We start from the raw sequence: 18,984 nt of genomic DNA, 5'->3' as shown, positions 1-18,984 counted from the left end.
TGGGGCTTGGTGATTGCGTCACGCAGCCGTGGCAGTGACCTCGATCGAGGCCGACTGGTCTTCCCAGGAAATGGCTTGTGCACTCTGAAAGTCGTCGACGCGCCCGATGTCGAGCCAGAGGCCATCGTGTTTGTACACGTGGACTGGTGTACCGTTCTGCATCATCTGCAGCATCAGGTCGTCGAACCCGAACGGTATGCCGGACGGAATGAACTGCATGACATCCGGGTTCATGCAGTAGATCCCCATGCTGACCAGATGCGAAAGCGTCGGCTTCTCGCGGAAGACCTGCACGGTGTTGTCGACTTCGTCTATGACGCCGAAGTCCATCTTGTGCAGGCGGGAAGCCGTAGCGATCGTCACCGGATCGTTGTGCTTGCGGTGCGCTGCCACAAAGCGACTGATGCTCAGATCGGTAAGAACATCACCGTTGAGAACGATAAAGGGTTCGTTCAACTCATCCCTGATCAAGGAGAGCGGTCCGATGGTGCCAAGCGGCTCCATCTCCTGGGTATACCGGATTTTCAGATTCCACTGTGAACCGTCTCCGCAAACGGTGCGGATCAGATGACCGAGATACCCGGTGGTGATGTAGACTTCCTGGATACCATTACGTCGCAGCCATTTCAGCAGCATCTCGAGAACCGGCCGAGCACCGATTGGCATCAGCGGCTTCGGCAAGACTGATGTGAAGGGACGAAGGCGTGTCCCCATGCCACCACATTGAATCACCGCTTTCATTTGCTTCTCCCGTGTTCGTTAGGCCTGATCACCATTGTCATGAGCCGGCCACCCTACCCCTGTTCAGCACCCGGAAAGTCGCGCTCTTGTTTCCTTGAGAAGACCTGTGGGAAATCCCACAGACGCTTTGGTCCGGGCATCGTAGGTTGGATGGTAAGTGGCGGTCGGGGTGGATGTCGTCGTGCATTCGAATGGTAACGATCCAGCCGTTCTGGTGTTCTATGGCTGGAGCTGTTCTGACGGGGCAAATCGGCGGCTCTCGAGGCGCCTGTCGCAAGGTAGGAAAAGGGTGCTGTAGCCAGGCTTTCTGGGGTTCAGAAAGGATGTCTGGCAAGGTCAGGTGGTCCTGTTAACGGCAGCTCAAAAAAAGAGAAGCGTTTTCCGTTATCTAGGATTATATTAGCAATCTGGCGTCTGTGGTGTTGGGGCATCGCTGGCGTTGACTGGATGAATCGACGAGCGGATGGGCACTCTTTCAAGTCCATCGCCGTTCAATCCGTTCAGAGTGCGTTGGGGTAGTTCAAAATGTACCGAATCGTTATAGCCGACGATCATGGCTTGTATCGTCGTGGCCTGCGGTTGGCATTGACCGCGGGTATTCCCGGTGTCGAGATCTTTGAGGCGTCGTGTTTCGATGCCGTGCTCAGCCTGTTGGCCGAGCAAGCTTTCGTCGATCTTGCCGTTCTCGACCTGAATATGCCGGGATTGTTCAACCAGGAAGTGCTAACCGGCATTCTGTCGGCTTATCCGGATACACGATTTGCGATCGTTTCCGGGAATGATTCACGCTCGGAAATACTGACGGCTCTTTCGATCGGGCTTCACGGTTATATCGTAAAGTCGCAGAGAGACGAGGAGGTCGTGCTGGCCGTCAACGAAATCCTTGCGGGCCGCATCTATGTGCCCGCACTTCTGTCGCGGCCAGGCACGGGGCAAGTGACTCTCGCACCTGCGCCCGCAGAGCAAATCCAGCCCAGACGCACCACCAGCGCCAATCTTGGCAGGCTGACTTCGAGGCAACAGGAAGTGCTCAAGCTGATGGCGGAAGGATATTCGAACAAGGAAATTGCGCGCGATCTGGAAATTGCCGAGGCGACCACCAAAATCCATGCCGCTGCGGTGCTGCGTGAGCTTGGGGTGCGGAATCGGACAGAAGCTGCCGTTTTGCTGAAGACTTGGCTTACAAAGAATGCCAACTAAAGCGCGCCCTTATTGGATGCGCAAAGGACGCCCGGATCTGCAAAATCCACGCATTCTGCCCGCTAGAAATCGCTTCCGGGCCGATGCGTTAAAGGCCAATTTCCTTGCGCGACAGCTTTAGCGAATACCGCAGCCCGTGATCCGACATTTCCAGCTTAGGGGAATGACCGACAAGCGGCGCCCCATCGACACCGATAATCATCGAACCGAAACCGTGACGAACAACATTTGAAGTTCGCCTCCGCCCCGATTCCAACCATTCGAAGACGACGTCACTGCCGGCGCCCTCAGATGTCCAATTTACCTCGATCCGGCCTTTTGAATCGCCAAGTGCGCCATGTTTCATGGAATTGGTCGTGAGCTCGTGCACAATCATCGCAAAACTCTCGGCGGCGCCTCCCGACATAGAGACGGAAGGACCGCTCACGGCTATGTCACGTGTTCCCATATACGGTTGCAATTCCTGAACGACGAGATCGTGGAGCATCGCCGACTGGTTTCCCTTTGCTGAAAGGAGCAGATGCGTTGCCTCAAGCGCACGAATCCGGTCGATCAGCGTCTCCTTGTATTTGGCGATATTATCGTCGGGAACACTGACCATCTTCACGAGCGCGGTAATCACCGGGAACAGGTTGCTGAATCTATGGCGTTGCTCGAGCATGATGCGCTCCCGCTTCTTTGCCGCGGCGCGCAGCAGTGTGGTTTGTCGTCGCTCGGTCAGGTCTGCGGCCACTCCAAGCCGCTGCGGGTGATTATCGTGTTTATCCTCCCTTCCGCGCAGAGCTACCCAGCGGATATGTCCGTCTGGCCGCCGGACGCGTATTTCAACGTCGTAGTTCGTGACCGGCTCGAGCTTTCTCGACGCTGCCAGCTTCGGCCAGTCCGCCGGATGAACGACGGCTGCCAGTTCCTCCAAGGGGCGGCTGGCGGCCGGGGGCAGGCCGAGAATGTCCCAGAACGTGCCCGACCCTGTGACGATCCCCTCCTTCAGGTCGATCCGCCACGTGGCCAAGCGTCCGGCGGACAAGGCAAGATCCAGCCACTCTTTTTGAGCCCGAAGCGCTTCATCTGCAGCTCGTCGCTCAGAAATATCGTCGACCACGACAAAGATGCTCTCGGTGAGGACCCCATCAGGCACGGATGAAGACAGGGTCAGCCGGGCCCAGAATGCCGTGCCATCTTTTCTTAAGAGACGGACCTCCGAACCGAACGAGGCAGCGTCCTTGCCAAGACCCGCCAACAATCGTGCCAGGGCGTCGCGATCATCTGGATGGACGAGTGTGTTGAGCTGCAATCGGGCGAGCTCTTCCTCCTTGTAGCCTGTCATATCACACAGACGTCTGTTGAACTGTAGAAGCTCGCCTTTCTCGTTGGAGTTTGCGAATCCCATGGCGGCACGTTCGAAGGCCCAGCGGTAGCGGCTCTCGGTTGCTTCGACGGCAGCCAGTCTGGCGTCTGCAACCTCATGCAAATCTTTTCGCAGCCGATGAAACGTTATGGCGATCACCCCGCCCGAGACCAGGAGCAGGATGGCGCGTGCCCAATCGTCGTTGGAAATCTGATCCAGCCCCCGCGCCCACAGGCCGACAGCCACCATCAGAATCGTCGCCGCAAGCGCTGGGGTACGGTCTTCAAGATAAGCAATTAAAATAATAGCCGGAATAAATTCCAGAAAACTCGCGCTTTCTCCAATAGATGCTGATGTTTTTATTGCAAATACCAGTGTAACTGACAGTACCAACAGAGACACAAGATGAGTCAGCATTCTGCCTGGCGGGCTCGAATTTAACCGAGGCGGACGCGATTTCATAGGCATAGACTACAACCTTCGGACTAGCCCGTCGAGACTAGAGCAAGAAACGTACAACCTAGTACGACTGCCGGATTGCCCATCACTATCATGGAGCGCATTTTATCAAGGCGGGGGGAGCATGACTTCGGTCATAACTCCTCAGAAGATACAGAGTTTCTAAATGGCGGGCGACATTTTTGTCAACCGCCATGCAGGAAACTGTTTTGTAAATCCCGAGTAGATTACTTCGGGCTGGCGAAACTTTTGGCAGGGGGTTAAAAAATGACACTGGTTGATAGGCATACCGAGGCCGCTAGCGGCCGATACATAGTGATGAGGACTAAGTATGACCGCGAGGCGAATGCGAGGCGGCCATCCTATACTTATCCGTCGGATCGCGCATCAAATCGATCGGACGCAGAGGTCGGCGAGGCAAAAGTACGCAGCCTGGAATCCATCACGGGCATGCTTGATCGCATTGGCTGCGGCTATCTCATCCTGAACCGCGAACGAAAAGTCGTCGAATGGAACGCAGCCGCTCAAACCACGTTGGAGCGTCAGGGCGAAGCGGCTGAAACGGCAGGCGAGCTCTCGGCCGCTCTAAGGCGTCTGATCGCGAATGTTCCGGCCAACTTCGTGCCGGGCTCACTGTCCTGGGTTGTGATCCGCAGCGCAGGCGACAGGCCGGTGATATTGAACGAGACCGGGGCAATAGCACCTGATGGCACGAGCATCGTGGCGCTGCTCGACCGTGAAAGCAGGTCCGGGCCAAATCCGCACACACTTCAAAAGATGTTTGGCCTGACAGGCGCGGAAACGAACCTCGCTTTGCGCTTGGCCCAGGGCGATGCGCCCTTGGAGATCGCCCGCAGCTGGCGGCTCAGCCGCACCACCATTCGTTCCCAGCTTGCCTCGCTCTTCGCCAAGACCGAAACGAAACGTCAGGCTGAATTGGTCGCTCTTCTCGGGCGCATCTCGGTTCTGCCGTAAGAACCCCGTTTTGAGCCCGTCGCCGGGCGGTGTCATCCGCCCGGCGACGAAGGCAATAGCACTCAGAACCGTTTTCAACATAGCCGAGCAGCTTATGGCGCCGATGCGCCTGGCCCCATTAGCCGGCGTACGATTTCAGCGCACGTAAACTCGGGATCCAGCGGAATTCGCCAGAGTCGAAACGAATTCGAAGGGCGACAATTCGAAAGGCCGACAAGTTGGACAATGATCCATACAACAAATCCACCCGATCGCAATCGGATCGCTCGGTGATGGGCCTGGCCCGCAAGGGTCCAATCGTCGTCACCGGCGCGGCCGGCTTCATCGGGTTTCACGTGGCCTTGCGGCTTCTCCATCTCGGTGTGGAAGTCGTGGGTGTCGATAATTTCACACCCTACTATGATCCAAGGCTCAAGGAAGCGCGATTTGCGCGTCTCTGTGCCGAGCCGGGGTTCATTCCGTTGCGAATGGATCTGGCGGACCAGGCGGGCGTAAAGTCGCTTTTTTCAGACTTTCGGCCGTCACACTTTGTGCATCTGGCGGCTCAGGCCGGCGTGCGTTATTCGCTGATTGACCCGCACGCCTATGTGCAGTCGAATATCGTGGCATTTCTCAATGTGCTTGAAGGCTGCCGGCACGTCGGCGCCAGCCACCTCGTCTACGCCTCGTCGAGTTCCGTCTATGGCGCAAATCGGACGATACCTTTTTCCGAACACCATGGCGCCGACCATCCCGTCAGCTTCTATGCCGCAACCAAGCGTTCAAACGAATTCATGGCGCATTCCTACAGCCATCTGTTCGGCCTGCCCGCGACGGGACTGCGCTTCTTCACCGTTTACGGCCCCTGGGGCCGACCCGACATGGCGCTCTACATATTCACGCGGGCCATCATCGAGGGGAAGACCATCGAGGTGGCCAATGCCGGACGTGTCTGGCGGGACTTCACCTATATCGACGACATCGTCGAGGGCGTGGTTCGAACACTCGCCTCGCCGCCAAGCGCCGATCCGAATTGGAATGCTCATACCGCTGATCCGGCTACAAGTTCCGCGCCACATCGCGTCTACAATATTGGCAATGACCAGCCCGAGGAGATCAACCGGTTGATTTCGATCATCGAAACGACCCTTGGCCGTCGTGCACTGCGCAAGGATGTGCCTTTGCCACCCGGCGACGTTCTGGAGACTCGCGCCGACGTCAGCGACCTTCGCAATGCCGTCGGTTTCGCACCGGCAACAACGCTCGAGGACGGCGTGCATCGTTTTGTCGAATGGTATCGACAGTTTCATGGAACCGATGCTGAGCCGCGCACGCAGCAACCGATCCTGATGCATGTGTGAGCATCGGTCGCGTCTGTCGAGACGCGGCGATGCCCGAGCGCAGCGAATACGAAATTGAAATCAAAGCCCCCGCCGGCCGCAGCTTCAGAGTTGCCAGGCCGGCGGGGGTTTTTCAGCTGAGATCTGACTAGAGCATGATGCCGAAAAGTGTAAAGTGGTTTTCGGATGACATCCATGCTATCTCTTTGATTTAGAACCGGATTCAGGTTTCACGTCGACTTCACCTGAATCATCCGGCTCTAGCGATCGTTCCCAGAGTGGACGTCCATGTCACGCTCGGCCCAGGCTCCGCAGGATACGCTGCTCTCAATTTGAGCCGCGGCCCCGCCCCGAAGCCGGCCAACGGCCCGCTTGACAATCCTTCGAATGGGCTTTGTCGTAAATCCCTGCAACTGCTCAGAGCCTGATGTCAGTGTAAGAACCAGTATCGCAGCTGGCGGTTAACGGTGCCCGTTTTGAGCGAGATCAGCGCAAAGAGCAGCCCCGGCATGATTTTCAATCGTTTGCTGATAAAGATCGCCATGACCACATTCCAAACAGCCAGGGCAAGCGCGAGACCCACCGCGGCGCCCAGTGGGCCGTAGAGCTCGATCCCCACCGCACAGCCCAGGACGCCGGCGGCCGCGCCGATGATCATGGCTACAGCCGCCGCCCATTCGTTGCCGGTCATCGTCAACAAGTTCAGTTGCGGTCCGCAGAACGCGACAACGACATATCCACACATCAGGATCCGCGCGATGGGCGCTCCTGTGCTGAAATCATCGCCGAACCAGCTCATGAGAGGTCTGACGATAACAACCAGCGGGATGGCCATCGCTAAGGCGCCGCAGGCCGATAGTATCGAGGCGCGTGAAAATAGCTGCTGCAGACCCTTGCGGTCGCCTTGGGCATGCAGGGCCGCCGCCGCGGGCGAAAACATCACCCCGACGGCAGCCACGGAAAGACCCACAAGCAACGCGACGTTCAGTCCCAAGGCGAAGATTCCAGCATCCTTGATATGACCTGTCCAGCCCAGCACCATGACGCCGGCGCGGTTGATGAAAACATCAAGCCCGGCCATGAGCATGATCGGCGGAACCACCGCCCACCACTCTTGCGACGCGTCGCAGGGGTCAGTTTGCCGCAACCCGATCGGTTGAAATCGTGTCGCGAGGATATACACCAGCGCGACTGTAATGCCCGAGCTGATCAATACCGTCTTCATCACCAAGGTGGCGTCAAGGGTCCACGATCCCGACAAGGCCGCCAGTCCGAGCATTGTCAACAATAGACCGTCGCGCACGATGCGTTCCGGCAAAAGGGCCGAGACACCGCCGCCGAAAGAACGAACAAGTGTCGCCCCCAAGGCGTAGGCGGTGACCAGTGGCACCGCCGCCATGCCCAGAAGTTGGCTGATTTCAAGTTCCTTGTGGGAAGGATCTGAAAAGAAAAAGATCAAGGCGGCGCCTGTGATGCCGAACAGTGTTGCCGCCGCCAGCGCTCTCTGCAGGGCGAACCTGATTACGCCGTGCGCCAGGTCAAGCCGCCCTTTGGCCCTGTAGGCCGACACGAAGCGCAATAGCGATATGTTGAAACCTAGTGTTGCAAGATAGGCAAGCACGGAGGTCCAGGACAGGACGTAGGAATAGATGCCATAGCTGGTGGAGCCGACGAGGCGTGCAATCAACAATTGCGCCAGGCTGGTCAACCCTGCGCCACCGACATAGATCATCAGAGCAAAGATGGTGGCATAACCCAGGCTTCGGCCCATGTCCTGGTTGGGGCGCGAAACGACATCTGCTGCGGCAGGAGAGACAGCAGGAGTTCGCGCCGTCTTCACATCTCCATAATCATCGACACTGCCCTCGAACACCTCATCATCCTGGCTGCCTTGGACCGCAGGTCGACCTCCGGCTTGCAGAATTTTTGAGATTATCTTCTGCTCGACACACTCGATGCCCTCTAACGAGGACCGATCATTGAGGGTGTTGATCGGAATGATTTGCCTGTCGGATCCTGCCAGAATGTCATTAATGCTTTGAAATAGCCCAAAAGCGCGCATGCTCGTGTCGAAATCCGCCTCGAAAATTCGCTCCCCAGGCGCCTCATGCTCCATCCGCTGCTGCAAGCGCGTCTCCACGATCGAGCGTGGCGCAACAACTCTGAGCGTGAAATCAGCGGTGGGCGCGAGGCTGAGGGCCTTTGCGAGGGCGGCCTTGTCAACGGTTCCATTGAACATTGCCAGTGATGCAACCGCCTGGACATAGCCCTGATCGAATATGACCACGTCTCTGGATTGCTTCGCCTCATCCCAGCGGCGCGAGAGTTTCAATATGTGCTGCCAGAGCCGAGCCCGCCATATTCGCTTTTTTGGCGGGATCATTCTTGTCATGGAAAGGGACGTCGAAAGGTCTTTGATCCTGCCTCTTGGAGAGAGCAGTATTTTCAATGTTGAGAAAATTGCCGACAAGATCCTGAAAATAGCCAGAAAGATTCCAAGATCGACGCTCGACCCCCTCTTGCGAGGCGCGTGATTGGGGGCGACCGTGGCGTTGTACCCCTGCCCGCGCAGCCGCTGCGCAAGGGCGTGAGCAAAGGTGCTCTTGCCGGATCCAGGTGGTCCGAAGAGTTCAATGATCATGGGACAAATCCGATCGTGGCGATATCCGCGCGATTTCTGCGACTGTCATTGCCTGGAAGTCGCGTGTGACGCTCACGACACTCTCTCGAGCAAGAGATCAGCACTGTCCCCGAAATGATAGCTGGCGTGCTTCTTGAGATCGACCTGCGTGAGGACGCTCCCGACAGGGACCGAAGTCGACGCATCGCTCGCAAGCGGCTCCAGGACACCGCGCGCGATGCTGCGCCGTGTCTTGCCCCAGCGGATGGCGAAAAGAATCGCGTTAGCCCAGTTCGTCAGAAGCCCGGCCTCTGGCCCTCCAAGCCCCGGCGGTCCATTTATGATGACGACGCTATAGATCGACTGTAGCTCATCCGTGAACAGGGAACTGTCGGCCGTGGACAGCAGCGCCAGCAGATCATCCGATGGCGCAAGAGTCATGAAGTCGATCCCGATCTCAGGCATTGCGACGGTTGCATCGTGCAAGGCACAGCGGTCACTCACATAGTCTCCGAAGAAATTGTGAGGCTTGTGCGCTGTGAACTCGTCCAGAAATTCGGTCGTGAGGCGCGCGCCCGTGCCGTCAAGATCGAGGAAAAGCACTCTGCCGCCCAGTCGGGTGGCAGCCAAGGCCAGGCTCCATGCAAGCTCGGTCTTGCCATCGTCCTGCACGCTGGATGTGACGAGAATGACATGCGATGAGCGGTTCCTGGCCGGCTTGGGCGCCGCGGCGACAAGCAGGGACGTTATGGCGCGGCTGTATCTGGACTTCTGCTGGGCTAAAACCAGCTGCTGCAGCCGCTTGGCGTGCATTGTGGGAGCTTGAGGTATCAGCCCCAGGCAAGGAACCCCGAGCGCTGCTTCAGCTTCGGCCACGCCGCGCAAAGTCTGATCGAGGCGGTTGCGAAGAACGACAAAGACCCCGCCTATGAGGCCAAACACGACCATGCCGGGTGGGATAAGGAAAATTGGCGACAGGGTCCTTGGATTCGTCGGCGGCCATGCGGCTGAAAGGATCGAGATTCCGGCCGAGGGCGATGCAATGCGCTGTTTCAACTCCTGCTGTTGCGTCAGGAGCTGATTGTATCGCTGCGTCAGGATGCTGACCTGCGGCTCAAGCGCACGCAGTCCGGACAGCCGGCCGGCTGTATCGGCCGCGACCGCATCGAGCACGTTCTTGCGTGTCTCCAGAGTCGTGATCTGGGTGCGGTAGATCTCCGCTTCCGCGGCGATACGGGCAGTGCCTCGTTCTATCTCGAGGTTGATCGCATTGGTCAAGTCTTCATTGGCCGTGCCGCTGGCCTGGCGTACCGCCAGGTCGGCCAGCACCTGTGACCCCATCGCTTCGGCGAGTGCGGTGACCGACGCCCCTTGCTTTTGCAGGTCCTGAATATGTTGAAGACGAGCTTCCGAGGCTGACAAATCCGCTCTCGACAAGGAAATCTGCTGGCTGAGCTCGGCCGTCTCCCTGGCGGCACTGTCCGAGGCGCTTTGATCAATGGCGCCATGGCTCAGCCGATAATTCTCCAGGCGATCGGTCGCTTCCGCCAGATCGCTTTGCACTCCCGGCAAGGCGGCAACGATCGAGGCGAGTTCCAGCTTGTCCGATGCCTGATGTCTCGCTGCGAGATCGTCGATGTACAATTGGGCGAAGGTATTAGCCACCATGGCTGCGCGCGCCGGATCGTTATCGGTAAAGCCGACCGTGATCACTCTCGATCGCAGTTCCTGCCCAACCCTCAAGTCCTTTCGCAACGCTTTCAGTTCAGCCGCATCCAGGTCCTCCTGTTTGCTCTGCGGCCAAATTCTGCTGAACAGACCACCTGCATATGAGTGCGAATTCGATTGGCCGTCGCGAACGGGGTCGGGGCGAGCATCGCCGGTTCCGGAATCACTTTGTACAGCAGTGCCGCCAGCCTCCATTTTGCGTAATGCCGCCGCCACCCGACGCAGATGCCCTTGCGACGTGAGCGTGGTTATATTGTCGTCAATGGTGGCATCCAGCATCCCCAGATCCGTGCCGTTAGGCCCGCTCCTGCCGGGTGCATCCAGAATGATTTGCGTGGTGGCCTCGAACTCGACAGAGCGAGCAAGACCCGCGAGTCCGGCCAAGACACCGCCCAGGACGACCATGCCCAGCAGGAACCATTTTCGTCTCGCGATGGTCGTGAGAAGTTGATGTAAGGGGTTCTCCGTATCGATCTGCTCGCGCAGCGGCCGCCTCATGCGTGGCTTGGTGTCACGCGCGCTTACATGCATCTCAGTCGCACGCGGAAGTTGAATGCGGCTGACTATGGAACCTTCCATCTTACACTCCTGCCAGTTCGAAAATGCGGGACAAATCCTTTGCAGGCGCCGACGGGCGAGTGGCCTCGTTGCGCCATGCCTGGAACATCAACGCCGCCCACAAATCACGAGAATGATCCTGCCTGCCGTCGATATGATCCCGCCAGCACGTCTCGACCTTTGTGAAGTCGAAGATCCCGTCGCCGGAGAGACGCATATCGGCGATAAGATCGCTGGCCCAGATGCGCAGCGGTCCTCTCAGCCACACGGCTATAGGAACGTCGAAGCCATGCTTTGGCCGGTCGATCAGCCGCTCCGGAACATAGCGGTGCAGCAACTGACGAAGGATCCACTTGCCTCTGCCGTGGCGAACCATCGCGTCCGCCGGCAGACGCCAGGCGAATTCGACGACCCGATGGTCGAGAAGCGGGCATCGTCCCTCGAGGCTGTTGGCCATGCTGGCGCGGTCCAACTTCACCAGTATATCGCCGGGCAAATAGCCGACCATGTCGTCGTACAGGAGACGCGACAGCAGGCCATCAAGCGGTGGTGTGCCATTGATCGAAATAGGGGGTCTGTGGTGAGTGAGGTTCTCGGTCGATGATCCCATCAGCCGTTGATAGAGTTCATCCTCATCCGCCGCTGCCAGCAGCCGAGCCAGGCGATCCAGCCGGTCGCTCCGCAGCGCATGCCGGGCATGAGCAGATAGCGGCAGCTTGCTGACGAGATCGTGACGGGCTGCACGAGCAAGCAATCCAATACCTGTCGCAAGCGTCTGACGCATCGGCAACGGCAGCCCATGCTGCCGTTTCACTCGGGCCGCCATGAGGTGGCGGGCGTAACCGGCAAAGCACTCGTCGCCACCGTCGCCCGACAAAGCCACCGTGACGTGCTGGCGAGCCAGCCGCGCAACGAGCAGAGTTGGTATCTGCGATTCGTCGGCGAACGGCTCGTCCCAGGTCTGTGGCAGTTCTGGGATGATGTCGCGCGCGGAGGCAGGCGAAAGATGAAGTTCCGTATGGTCGGTGCCCAGATGCCGGGCGACCTCGGCGGCGTGGGGCGCCTCATCGAACCCGCCTTCTCCAAATGCGATCGTGAACGTGCGCACAGGTTTTGAGGACTGAGCCTGCATCAGGGCCACAACAGCCGAGCTGTCGACGCCGCCGGATAGGAAGCCGCCCAGCGGCACATCGGCGACCATGCGTTGCCGGACGGCAAGTCTCAGCAGATCGTCGAGTTCATTTGTCAGTTCTTCGTCGGTGCCGGCGATTGGTTCCAGCCGACCTTTCTCGGCAACCTCGGCCAGCGACCACCACTGTCGGATGCGGTCTGAAAGGGACTCGGCACTGCGTGCGTTAGCGAAATCTGCAGCCGTCAGGGACAGAACCGAGCCGGGAGGCAGCTTGAACACGCCTTGCCAGATGCAACTGTTATCCGGCACCCATCCCCTCGACAGCATCGCCGCCGCCGCATCGAGATTAAGTTCCTGACGGAAATCTGGAAAACGGTTGATTGCCTTTAATTCGGAGGCAAAAACCAGTGCGTCGCGTGTGGAGGCAATGTAGAGCGGCTTTTTGCCCATTCGGTCGCGGGCAATATGAAGGGTCCTCGTCTTCCTGTCCCACAATCCAAACGCGAACATGCCGGCAAAGCGCTTGAGTGCGGTATCGAGCCCCCAATTCTCGATCGCGCACAACATGACTTCGGTATCGCTGCTGCCGCGGAAACGATGGCCCTCGCCTTCAAGTTCGCGGCGCAAATCGTGGAAATTGTATATCTCGCCATTAAAGGTGATGACGTATCGGTCACCGTCCGAAAGCATCGGCTGGTGTCCCGCCTCCGACAGATCGACGATGGCCAAGCGCCTGTGTCCGAAGGCAATGCCGGCTTCACGATCTGTCCAGAAGCCCTCGCCATCGGGCCCGCGATGGCGCAGCGCCGTCGTCATCTGCACTATTGCCCTCAGTGGCTTTGCACTGGTTGCATTAGGTGCAAGAAGGATTCCGGCAATCCCACACATCCCCGTTACCCCGCGTAGCTATAAGTTCGAGTGGGGGTCACTGAAGCTGCTCGTGACGTTGAAACTGTTCGCGACGTTCCGACAACAAGGCATAGGGTGACCGCAAACCACACGATCGGGTGTCGGACGATCAGGTGCGGAAACCCATAAAAAAGGATCGACAACATCAACGCCAACAGGGCATCGGCCTTCGCACGCCAAGCGGCCAAGGTGGCTGAGCCAAGGATCCAGAGCAGGGTCAGGACCGCAATCAAACCACCTTGAGTATACGTATCGAGATAAGTGCTGTGGGCCTCGAAAGGTTCACGTCGAAACTGCTTATAGACCGCGAGCGGGCGGTCCACATGCGGGCCGGGTCCAAGGCCCAGAGACCCTGAAGTCACGCCCTTATGCAATGCATCGTTCCAGAGGATGAAGCGAAGCTCAGCGGTCTCCGTCGTCTCCTCGCCGCCCCCACCGCGGCTGAGGCTCTTGGCGATATCTTCGACGTTGCCAAACTCCGTGACAACGTAAGGTGCCATCGACATCCCCAGGGGAAGAAAGCCGATCGCCAACAGGAGAGTCACCTGGCGGAAAACGGTGACTTTGTTACCGGAAGCGAACCATGTCCGAACACGCAACCCAAGAAATATCAGGAGGGTAAGGATGCTTGTAAGAAGAAAGGTATCACTCTTTGTCAGCTTCCCGACAAGGAAGATCAGACCAATGCTGCTTAACGCATATACCCGCGCCCATAGATTGCCGGTGGTCGTTGCAAGATACAAAGCCAGCGGACTAAAGAGTGCACAATAGAGCGCCAGTTGGTTCGGATTTTCGGACCAGCCGACGAAGCGATCCCAGAACCATGGGTCGACACCGGCTTGGTGGATAACCCCCCACCCGAGTGCCAGCTGAAAGAGAAAGCATGCGTTCGCTATGCCGATCACCCACCAGGCGGTGCGGCGTAGATGAAGTTCGGCGTCGGGCTCGGCTGCGGAGAGGCAGGTGACGCAGGCCAACAGCACATAGGCTGTCATATCGTGGACAGGCGCCGCAAGCAGTTCAACCGAGGTCAATAAGCCAGTGATGAGACCGACACCCCAGGCAAACGTCATGATTACCCAGAAAGTCACAAGGTGATACAGGGCCGGCGTGGCCTCCAGGCGACCGCCCATGACTATTCGGCCGATCGACAGCATGATCCAAAGCGACAGCAGCAATTCGGTATATCCGAAAGGCATCCCTGGAATGCTGAGCTGCGCGGCATAGGCCATCGCAACGCCACCGGCCAGCAACGCGTCCCGGATCATCGGCGTACCCCACCCATTTCGGGCTCAGCGGCGCCCTCTTCGAGCAAGATCGGGGACACAGGTCGAGCGAGACCGCCATGGGATTTGGCGCTAAGGACGTTTTTGTACAGATCGCAATACTGATCGACGACAAAGGGCAGCGCGAACTGCTCCCGGACAAGCTCGACGGAACGGCCGCCCATGAGCTTTCCGCGCTCGCGGTCGGAGAGCACGTCTATTATTCGAGATGCCAGGCCATCGGCATCGTGCGGCGGCACGAGGTAGCCGTTCCATTCGTCTTCAACCACGTCGTTGCAGCCAGGCATTCTCGAGGCGACGATGGGCAATCCTGCCAGTCCTGCCTCCAGCAGGACGCGCGGGATCCCCTCCCGATATTCTGTGGGAAAGGCGAACATATCGGCCATGCCGAGAAGGGCGGGAACATCGCGTCGCGGACCCAAGGCGATGACATTGGGAGCATAGCGATCGATCTCCGCTTTATCGACGGCAAATGGGCCCTCGGATTCCCAGGGGCCGACGAGCACGAAACGTGCATTGGGCCTTTTGGACAGGATCTGTGGGATTGCTTTGAGAAGTGTCGGTATACCCTTCTGGTGGGTCAGCCGACCGACGAAAATGACGACTTCGGCGGACTGGTCGAGCCCGAGCTCTTCACGCATTTTCATCGCCGGCGGCGCAAGATGCCTTGCCATGGCGAACGCATCGACATCGATTCCTGAACTGCGGATCAGCCGCCCGCTGCCGCGTCGGATTAACCTGTAGCGCTCAAAGAAGGCTTGATCATCTCGATTTTGGAACACTGTCGCGGCAGTCCAGAAGGAGACAAGCCATTGCAATCCGCAAAAGACGGGACGCAGAGCCAGAGCGCGCGGTTCCAGCGACGAGAATGTCCAGCCCAGGCCATTGATCGTGCGGATGACTGGAAACCGTCCGCGCACCGCAAGCGGCGTCAGCAGGTTCGGTTTGGTGTCGAAGCTTTGGACAACGTCCGGCTGGAGTTCCGACATCAATTTTCTGATCGTTCTGACAGTGCCCCATTGTCCACCGCCACTGGAAAATCGGTCGAAACCGTATTGGCGATGCGGAATGCCATGCCGCAAAAACGCAGCGTCACTGCCGCTCGATACCGCAGTGACCCGAAAACCCTTTTCGCGCAACGACATCAGGAACGGGAGCCTCAAGGCGTGATCCTCGCCCCCGACACATACGAGATGCGGATTCATCCTCCCTCCCTTGACCCTGCGCCATACCCTAATAGCGGGCAGTGGCCGGCTTTCGATTCTGCTTTCATGCTCTTGGTTTCGCCATTTGTGCGCGTATGTCGCCAAGGTCACGGTAGGGGCAGGCTGGTCTACTGTCCTCGTCTGTTTAGATGAGGCAAACGGGTTTGGATCGCGCTGCGGCATCACACTTCGGCAAGCCTTGGCGTGGATCAACTGGCCGAGCTGGGAAACTCACCGCCTGAGGCGCTTGCAACAACCGAGTGGCTGGTCTTCGCAACGCATATTCTGTCGCGCGTGGCGACGCGTGAGATGAACCATTTCGCGGGCGCTTCCGCTGGTGAGGGCAATCGAAAACCGCACTTCGACAATCATACCGCAGCCGGTGCCCCGGCATTCGCTCAAATCGAATCTCGATTCGCTGGCTGAACCTATGCGACGTCGGCAACCTCAGCTGAGACCGAGCGGGAGCGAATGTCTGCCATCTATGTCCACAACAAATTCAGTCGCGATGGCGAGGATGCAATCAGGTTCACACCCTGCTTTAATCTCTGCCGACTTTGCCGGTAGTTCGACAGATTTCGCGAAAACACTAGCAAAAAATCCGTCTATAAAATACACCATAAACAGAAATGACCAAAATGGTCTGCGCCATCCTAGTAAATCGGTTAAAAACCGTGGTTTAATAAAGCAAAGATCAAGAATTTTACCCGCGAAATAAGAGTCTATTTTTGCCGAAGTTTTGTGCTGGTCAAGGAAATGATCTTTCCAGTACGCGGAAATCCCGTCGGCGATCAATGATTTTATCAAAGGGTGTCTGTATGTGATTTGTCGCTAATATACGTCCTCTAGTAGGCAGGCGGCAGCGGGGCGCTATCGAATGAGACAAAGGATTGTAGATGGCTCTCCACTTTGCCGCTGGCGGTTCCGCCAGCGAAGTTACAACCGCCGGCTTCAACCTGGTTGATGTTCAAACCGTCGAGCAGCTCAACGAATTGCCAGAAGGCTCGAAAGGCCTGGTCTGGCTCAACGAGGGCGAAGGGGTAACCCAGTCCTTCATCGACAAAGTCACCCCCTTCATCGGCAATTCGAAGCTGTACGGATTTTTTCTCGTCGATGAGCCGGATCCAACCGGCAAGTACCACACCCAGGTGGACGCGGCCGATCTGAGAGCGGAATCCGACTACATCCATTCCAATGTGCCGGGCGCCAAGACCTTCATCACCCTGATGGACATGGGCTCCGCCGCAAACCCGGATTATTCAAACACCTACAACTATGCCAACACCCATATCGATCTGTTCGGCTTGGACCCTTATCCGGTGCGCACCGGCACCAGCACCGTCGACTACGACATGATCGACAGATCCGTGGCGGCCGCGGTGGCCTCGGGCATCCCGATCAGCCAGATCGTTCCGGTCTATCAGACGTTCGGTGGCGGCAATTGGACGACCAACACGGGCGGCAAATATGTCATGCCCACGACGGACCAGTTGCAGACCATGATGGACCACTGGGAGAAGCTGGTTCCCAATCCCGCCTTCGACTTCGCCTATGCCTGGGGCCAGCAGGAAGGCGACACCGCGCTCGAGCACTCTCCGACCCTGCAGGCCTTCTTCAGGGAACACAATCTGAGTGATACCGGGACGCCGACTGCCCCCACAACGCCAACTGACCCCACAACGCCAACTGCTCCCACCGTGCCGACTGACCACACGACACCGACTGCTCCCACAACTCCAACTGCTCCCACCGCGCCGACTGACCACCCCACCCCCACTACGCCCATTACCTCTCCTGCCAATGGTATTTTGTATGGCACCAGCGGCGCCGATGTGTTCCACGGAGATGGCGGCCATACGATGATCGGCTATGGCGGCAACGACGAATATTATGTCGAACACGTCGCCGACAAGGTGGTCGAGGCCGCTGGCCAAGGTCAAGACAGGGTGTGGACCTCTGTGAACTTTGCGCTCTCGGCCGACTCGTCGGTTGAAGTCCTTGGCACCACGAATGACGCCGGCACCACCGCAATCAACCTGACCGGCAACGAATTGGCTCAAACCATCCAGGGCAATAATGGCGACAACATCATCAACGGCGGCGGCGGTGTCGACAAGATGAGCGGTCTTGGCGGCAATGACGATTACTATGTCGACCATGCCGGCGACCGGGTGATCGAGTCCGCTGGCCAGGGTCAAGACAGGATATGGACCTCTGTGAGCTATGCGCTCGATGCCGGCTCGTCGATCGAGGTCCTTGGCACCACTAAGGACGCCGGCACCACGGCAATCAACCTGAGTGGCAACGAGTTGGCCCAGACCATCCAGGGCAATGCCGGCGCCAATGTCATCAACGGCGGCGGCGGTGCCGACAAGTTGAGCGGCTTTGGTGGCAACGACACCTTCGTTTTCAACACCGCCCTTGGTAACGGTAATGTCGACACGATTACCGACTTCAACCCGTCCCAGAACAAGATCCACCTCGACCACGCCATCTTTACCGGGCTGAATCTGGGCGCGCTCACATCCGCCGATTTCTTTGAGGGCGCTGCCGCACACGACAGCTCCGACCACATCATCTACAACAGTTCAACCGGAGCGCTCTCTTTCGACAGCGACGGCACCGGCGACGCATCTCAAATACAGTTTGCTACCCTTTCTCCACATCTCGCGCTTACGGCAAGCTCATTCCTTGTGACTTGAAAAGCGGGCCTTGTGACTTGAAAGGCGGAAACTCACATCGCGCCCCAATCGCCAGATAGGGACAGGTAGACAAACTAAATTGGATGCACGTTTCTTCCAGCGAACGTGGATGACTGTTGGCACCTGCGGGTGCCAACAGAAAATTGGCTCAGTTTGAGTTTTGATTGAGATAGCTATAGACACCCGCACCGATGGCGACGGCTCCTATCGTGATCAAAATGGATGGAGCTCCCATCAAGGTGGCGCCAATTCCCCAAACGAGGGCGACGGCTATGGCACCGGCCGTCCCCAAAACCATTCTTGGCCATTTCGACATGATCTGGCGTCTATCGCCTCAGCGCGTGTAAGCGATCGATGGTTCCGCCTTCCATCGGCACCGCCACGTCATCTTCCAGCAGTCGGGTGATCCGGGCAAAGCCGGTAAAAGCCTTCCTGGCTTCCTCGGCCGACATTTTGCCCGCCAGAGCTGCCGCGCAGCAGTTCAACGCGCATTGATAGACAGGGCCGCGTCGCCCCGTTGGCCACTTCCGCAAGAAGACCATCGCCTCGCTAACGCTGTCGATATCTTCCACAGGCTGCCCCTGCCCGCGCGAAATTCGCACGGGCGAGAAGAATTGCAAGCGATCCATTGTTTCCTCCCCGTCGATCGCGATGCGTTCGATCGAACCCTATTAAATTCATGGCTGGTCATTTGGTTCCACACAAAAATGTCTGGCTGGCAAAAGAATTCGTGATGGGCGCATGCTGCCAGGCAGTGCTCAGAGCCATACCGCTGCGCAGCTTTTTGCCCTAGTGGGGAACG

Annotated in this window: 14 protein-coding genes; 5 read left to right on the top strand and 9 right to left on the bottom strand. The window is 58.0% G+C overall.

All coding sequences use genetic code 11. The annotated features are described in order from the left end of the window. Positions 1–18 precede the first annotated feature (18 nt). On the bottom strand, positions 19–741 hold the full coding sequence (locus C9427_RS03000; protein ID WP_107647721.1) for a nucleotidyltransferase family protein: 723 nt from the start codon (positions 739–741) through the stop codon (positions 19–21). 525 nt (positions 742–1,266) lie between these two features. Here C9427_RS03000 and C9427_RS02995 point away from each other — a divergent pair. Continuing rightward, positions 1,267–1,941, top strand: coding sequence for a LuxR C-terminal-related transcriptional regulator (locus C9427_RS02995; RefSeq protein WP_107647720.1), 675 nt, complete (start codon positions 1,267–1,269; stop codon positions 1,939–1,941). Between the two features lie 88 nt (positions 1,942–2,029). On the opposite strand, the gene C9427_RS02990 is transcribed toward C9427_RS02995, so the two are convergent. Beyond that, positions 2,030–3,706 (bottom strand): PAS domain S-box protein, encoded by a 1,677-nt coding sequence (locus tag C9427_RS02990; RefSeq protein WP_107647719.1) that lies wholly within the window; start codon positions 3,704–3,706, stop codon positions 2,030–2,032. Between the two features lie 492 nt (positions 3,707–4,198). Between C9427_RS02990 and C9427_RS02985 the strand changes: the two genes are divergently transcribed. Continuing rightward, on the top strand, positions 4,199–4,723 hold the full coding sequence (locus C9427_RS02985) for a helix-turn-helix transcriptional regulator (RefSeq protein ID WP_245436959.1): 525 nt from the start codon (positions 4,199–4,201) through the stop codon (positions 4,721–4,723). A 272-nt stretch (positions 4,724–4,995) separates the two neighbouring features. Continuing rightward, positions 4,996–6,063: an NAD-dependent epimerase/dehydratase family protein gene (locus tag C9427_RS02980; protein ID WP_107647783.1), complete on the top strand. Its 1,068-nt coding sequence runs from the start codon at positions 4,996–4,998 to the stop codon at positions 6,061–6,063. Between the two features lie 409 nt (positions 6,064–6,472). Here the strand turns inward: C9427_RS02980 and C9427_RS02975 are convergent, their stop codons facing one another. From C9427_RS02975 to C9427_RS02955, 5 genes are all read right to left on the bottom strand, one after another. Further along, entirely contained in the window at positions 6,473–8,683 is a 2,211-nt protein-coding gene (locus tag C9427_RS02975) for a lipopolysaccharide biosynthesis protein (protein WP_107647717.1), read from the bottom strand. A 72-nt stretch (positions 8,684–8,755) separates the two neighbouring features. Then, complete coding sequence (locus C9427_RS02970) at positions 8,756–10,969, bottom strand: GumC family protein (protein ID WP_107647716.1); 2,214 nt, start codon at positions 10,967–10,969, stop codon at positions 8,756–8,758. 1 nt (position 10,970) lies between these two features. Beyond that, positions 10,971–12,968: an asparagine synthase (glutamine-hydrolyzing) gene (asnB, locus tag C9427_RS02965; protein ID WP_107647715.1), complete on the bottom strand. Its 1,998-nt coding sequence runs from the start codon at positions 12,966–12,968 to the stop codon at positions 10,971–10,973. Between the two features lie 5 nt (positions 12,969–12,973). Continuing rightward, entirely contained in the window at positions 12,974–14,257 is a 1,284-nt protein-coding gene (locus C9427_RS02960; protein ID WP_107647714.1) for an O-antigen ligase family protein, read from the bottom strand. Further along, positions 14,254–15,480, bottom strand: coding sequence for a glycosyltransferase (locus C9427_RS02955; protein WP_107647713.1), 1,227 nt, complete (start codon positions 15,478–15,480; stop codon positions 14,254–14,256). The genes C9427_RS02960 and C9427_RS02955 overlap by 4 nt, the downstream gene beginning before the upstream one ends. A 204-nt stretch (positions 15,481–15,684) precedes the next feature. On the opposite strand from C9427_RS02955, the gene C9427_RS02950 reads away from it, so the two are divergent. Further along, complete coding sequence (locus tag C9427_RS02950; RefSeq protein ID WP_107647712.1) at positions 15,685–15,906, top strand: hypothetical protein; 222 nt, start codon at positions 15,685–15,687, stop codon at positions 15,904–15,906. A 21-nt stretch (positions 15,907–15,927) separates the two neighbouring features. On the opposite strand, the gene C9427_RS33720 is transcribed toward C9427_RS02950, so the two are convergent. Next, complete coding sequence (locus C9427_RS33720) at positions 15,928–16,275, bottom strand: hypothetical protein (RefSeq protein ID WP_146172489.1); 348 nt, start codon at positions 16,273–16,275, stop codon at positions 15,928–15,930. A gap of 101 nt (positions 16,276–16,376) precedes the next feature. Here C9427_RS33720 and C9427_RS02945 point away from each other — a divergent pair, with 101 nt between their 5' ends. Then, entirely contained in the window at positions 16,377–18,182 is a 1,806-nt protein-coding gene (locus tag C9427_RS02945; protein ID WP_107647711.1) for a calcium-binding protein, read from the top strand. Between the two features lie 326 nt (positions 18,183–18,508). Here the strand turns inward: C9427_RS02945 and C9427_RS02940 are convergent, their stop codons facing one another. Then, the gene (locus tag C9427_RS02940) at positions 18,509–18,811 is read right to left on the bottom strand and encodes a DUF982 domain-containing protein (RefSeq protein ID WP_107647710.1); all 303 of its coding nucleotides are present in this window, start codon (positions 18,809–18,811) and stop codon (positions 18,509–18,511) included. Between the last annotated feature and the right edge of the window lie 173 nt (positions 18,812–18,984).

Source organism: Mesorhizobium helmanticense (assembly GCF_003034915.1).
Classification (GTDB): Bacteria; Pseudomonadota; Alphaproteobacteria; order Rhizobiales; family Rhizobiaceae; genus Mesorhizobium; species Mesorhizobium helmanticense.
The sequence above is the reverse complement of the archived record's forward strand: the minus strand, read 5'-3'. Positions and strand labels throughout refer to the sequence as shown.

Bases quoted from the DNA above. Each gene is read 5' to 3' on its own strand.
- asnB (WP_107647715.1), bottom strand. From the start codon at position 12,968: ATGTGTGGGATTGCCGGAATCCTTCTTGCACCTAATGCAACCAGTGCA.
- C9427_RS02955 (WP_107647713.1), bottom strand. From the start codon at position 15,480: ATGAATCCGCATCTCGTATGTGTCGGGGGCGAGGATCACGCCTTGAGG.
- C9427_RS02975 (WP_107647717.1), bottom strand. From the start codon at position 8,683: ATGATCATTGAACTCTTCGGACCACCTGGATCCGGCAAGAGCACCTTT.
- C9427_RS02980 (WP_107647783.1), top strand. From the start codon at position 4,996: ATGGGCCTGGCCCGCAAGGGTCCAATCGTCGTCACCGGCGCGGCCGGC.
- C9427_RS02960 (WP_107647714.1), bottom strand. From the start codon at position 14,257: ATGATCCGGGACGCGTTGCTGGCCGGTGGCGTTGCGATGGCCTATGCC.
- C9427_RS02945 (WP_107647711.1), top strand. From the start codon at position 16,377: ATGGCTCTCCACTTTGCCGCTGGCGGTTCCGCCAGCGAAGTTACAACC.
- C9427_RS02970 (WP_107647716.1), bottom strand. From the start codon at position 10,969: ATGGAAGGTTCCATAGTCAGCCGCATTCAACTTCCGCGTGCGACTGAG.
- C9427_RS02990 (WP_107647719.1), bottom strand. From the start codon at position 3,706: ATGCTGACTCATCTTGTGTCTCTGTTGGTACTGTCAGTTACACTGGTA.
- C9427_RS02995 (WP_107647720.1), top strand. From the start codon at position 1,267: ATGTACCGAATCGTTATAGCCGACGATCATGGCTTGTATCGTCGTGGC.
- C9427_RS03000 (WP_107647721.1), bottom strand. From the start codon at position 741: ATGAAAGCGGTGATTCAATGTGGTGGCATGGGGACACGCCTTCGTCCC.
- C9427_RS02985 (WP_245436959.1), top strand. From the start codon at position 4,199: ATGCTTGATCGCATTGGCTGCGGCTATCTCATCCTGAACCGCGAACGA.
- C9427_RS02940 (WP_107647710.1), bottom strand. From the start codon at position 18,811: ATGGATCGCTTGCAATTCTTCTCGCCCGTGCGAATTTCGCGCGGGCAG.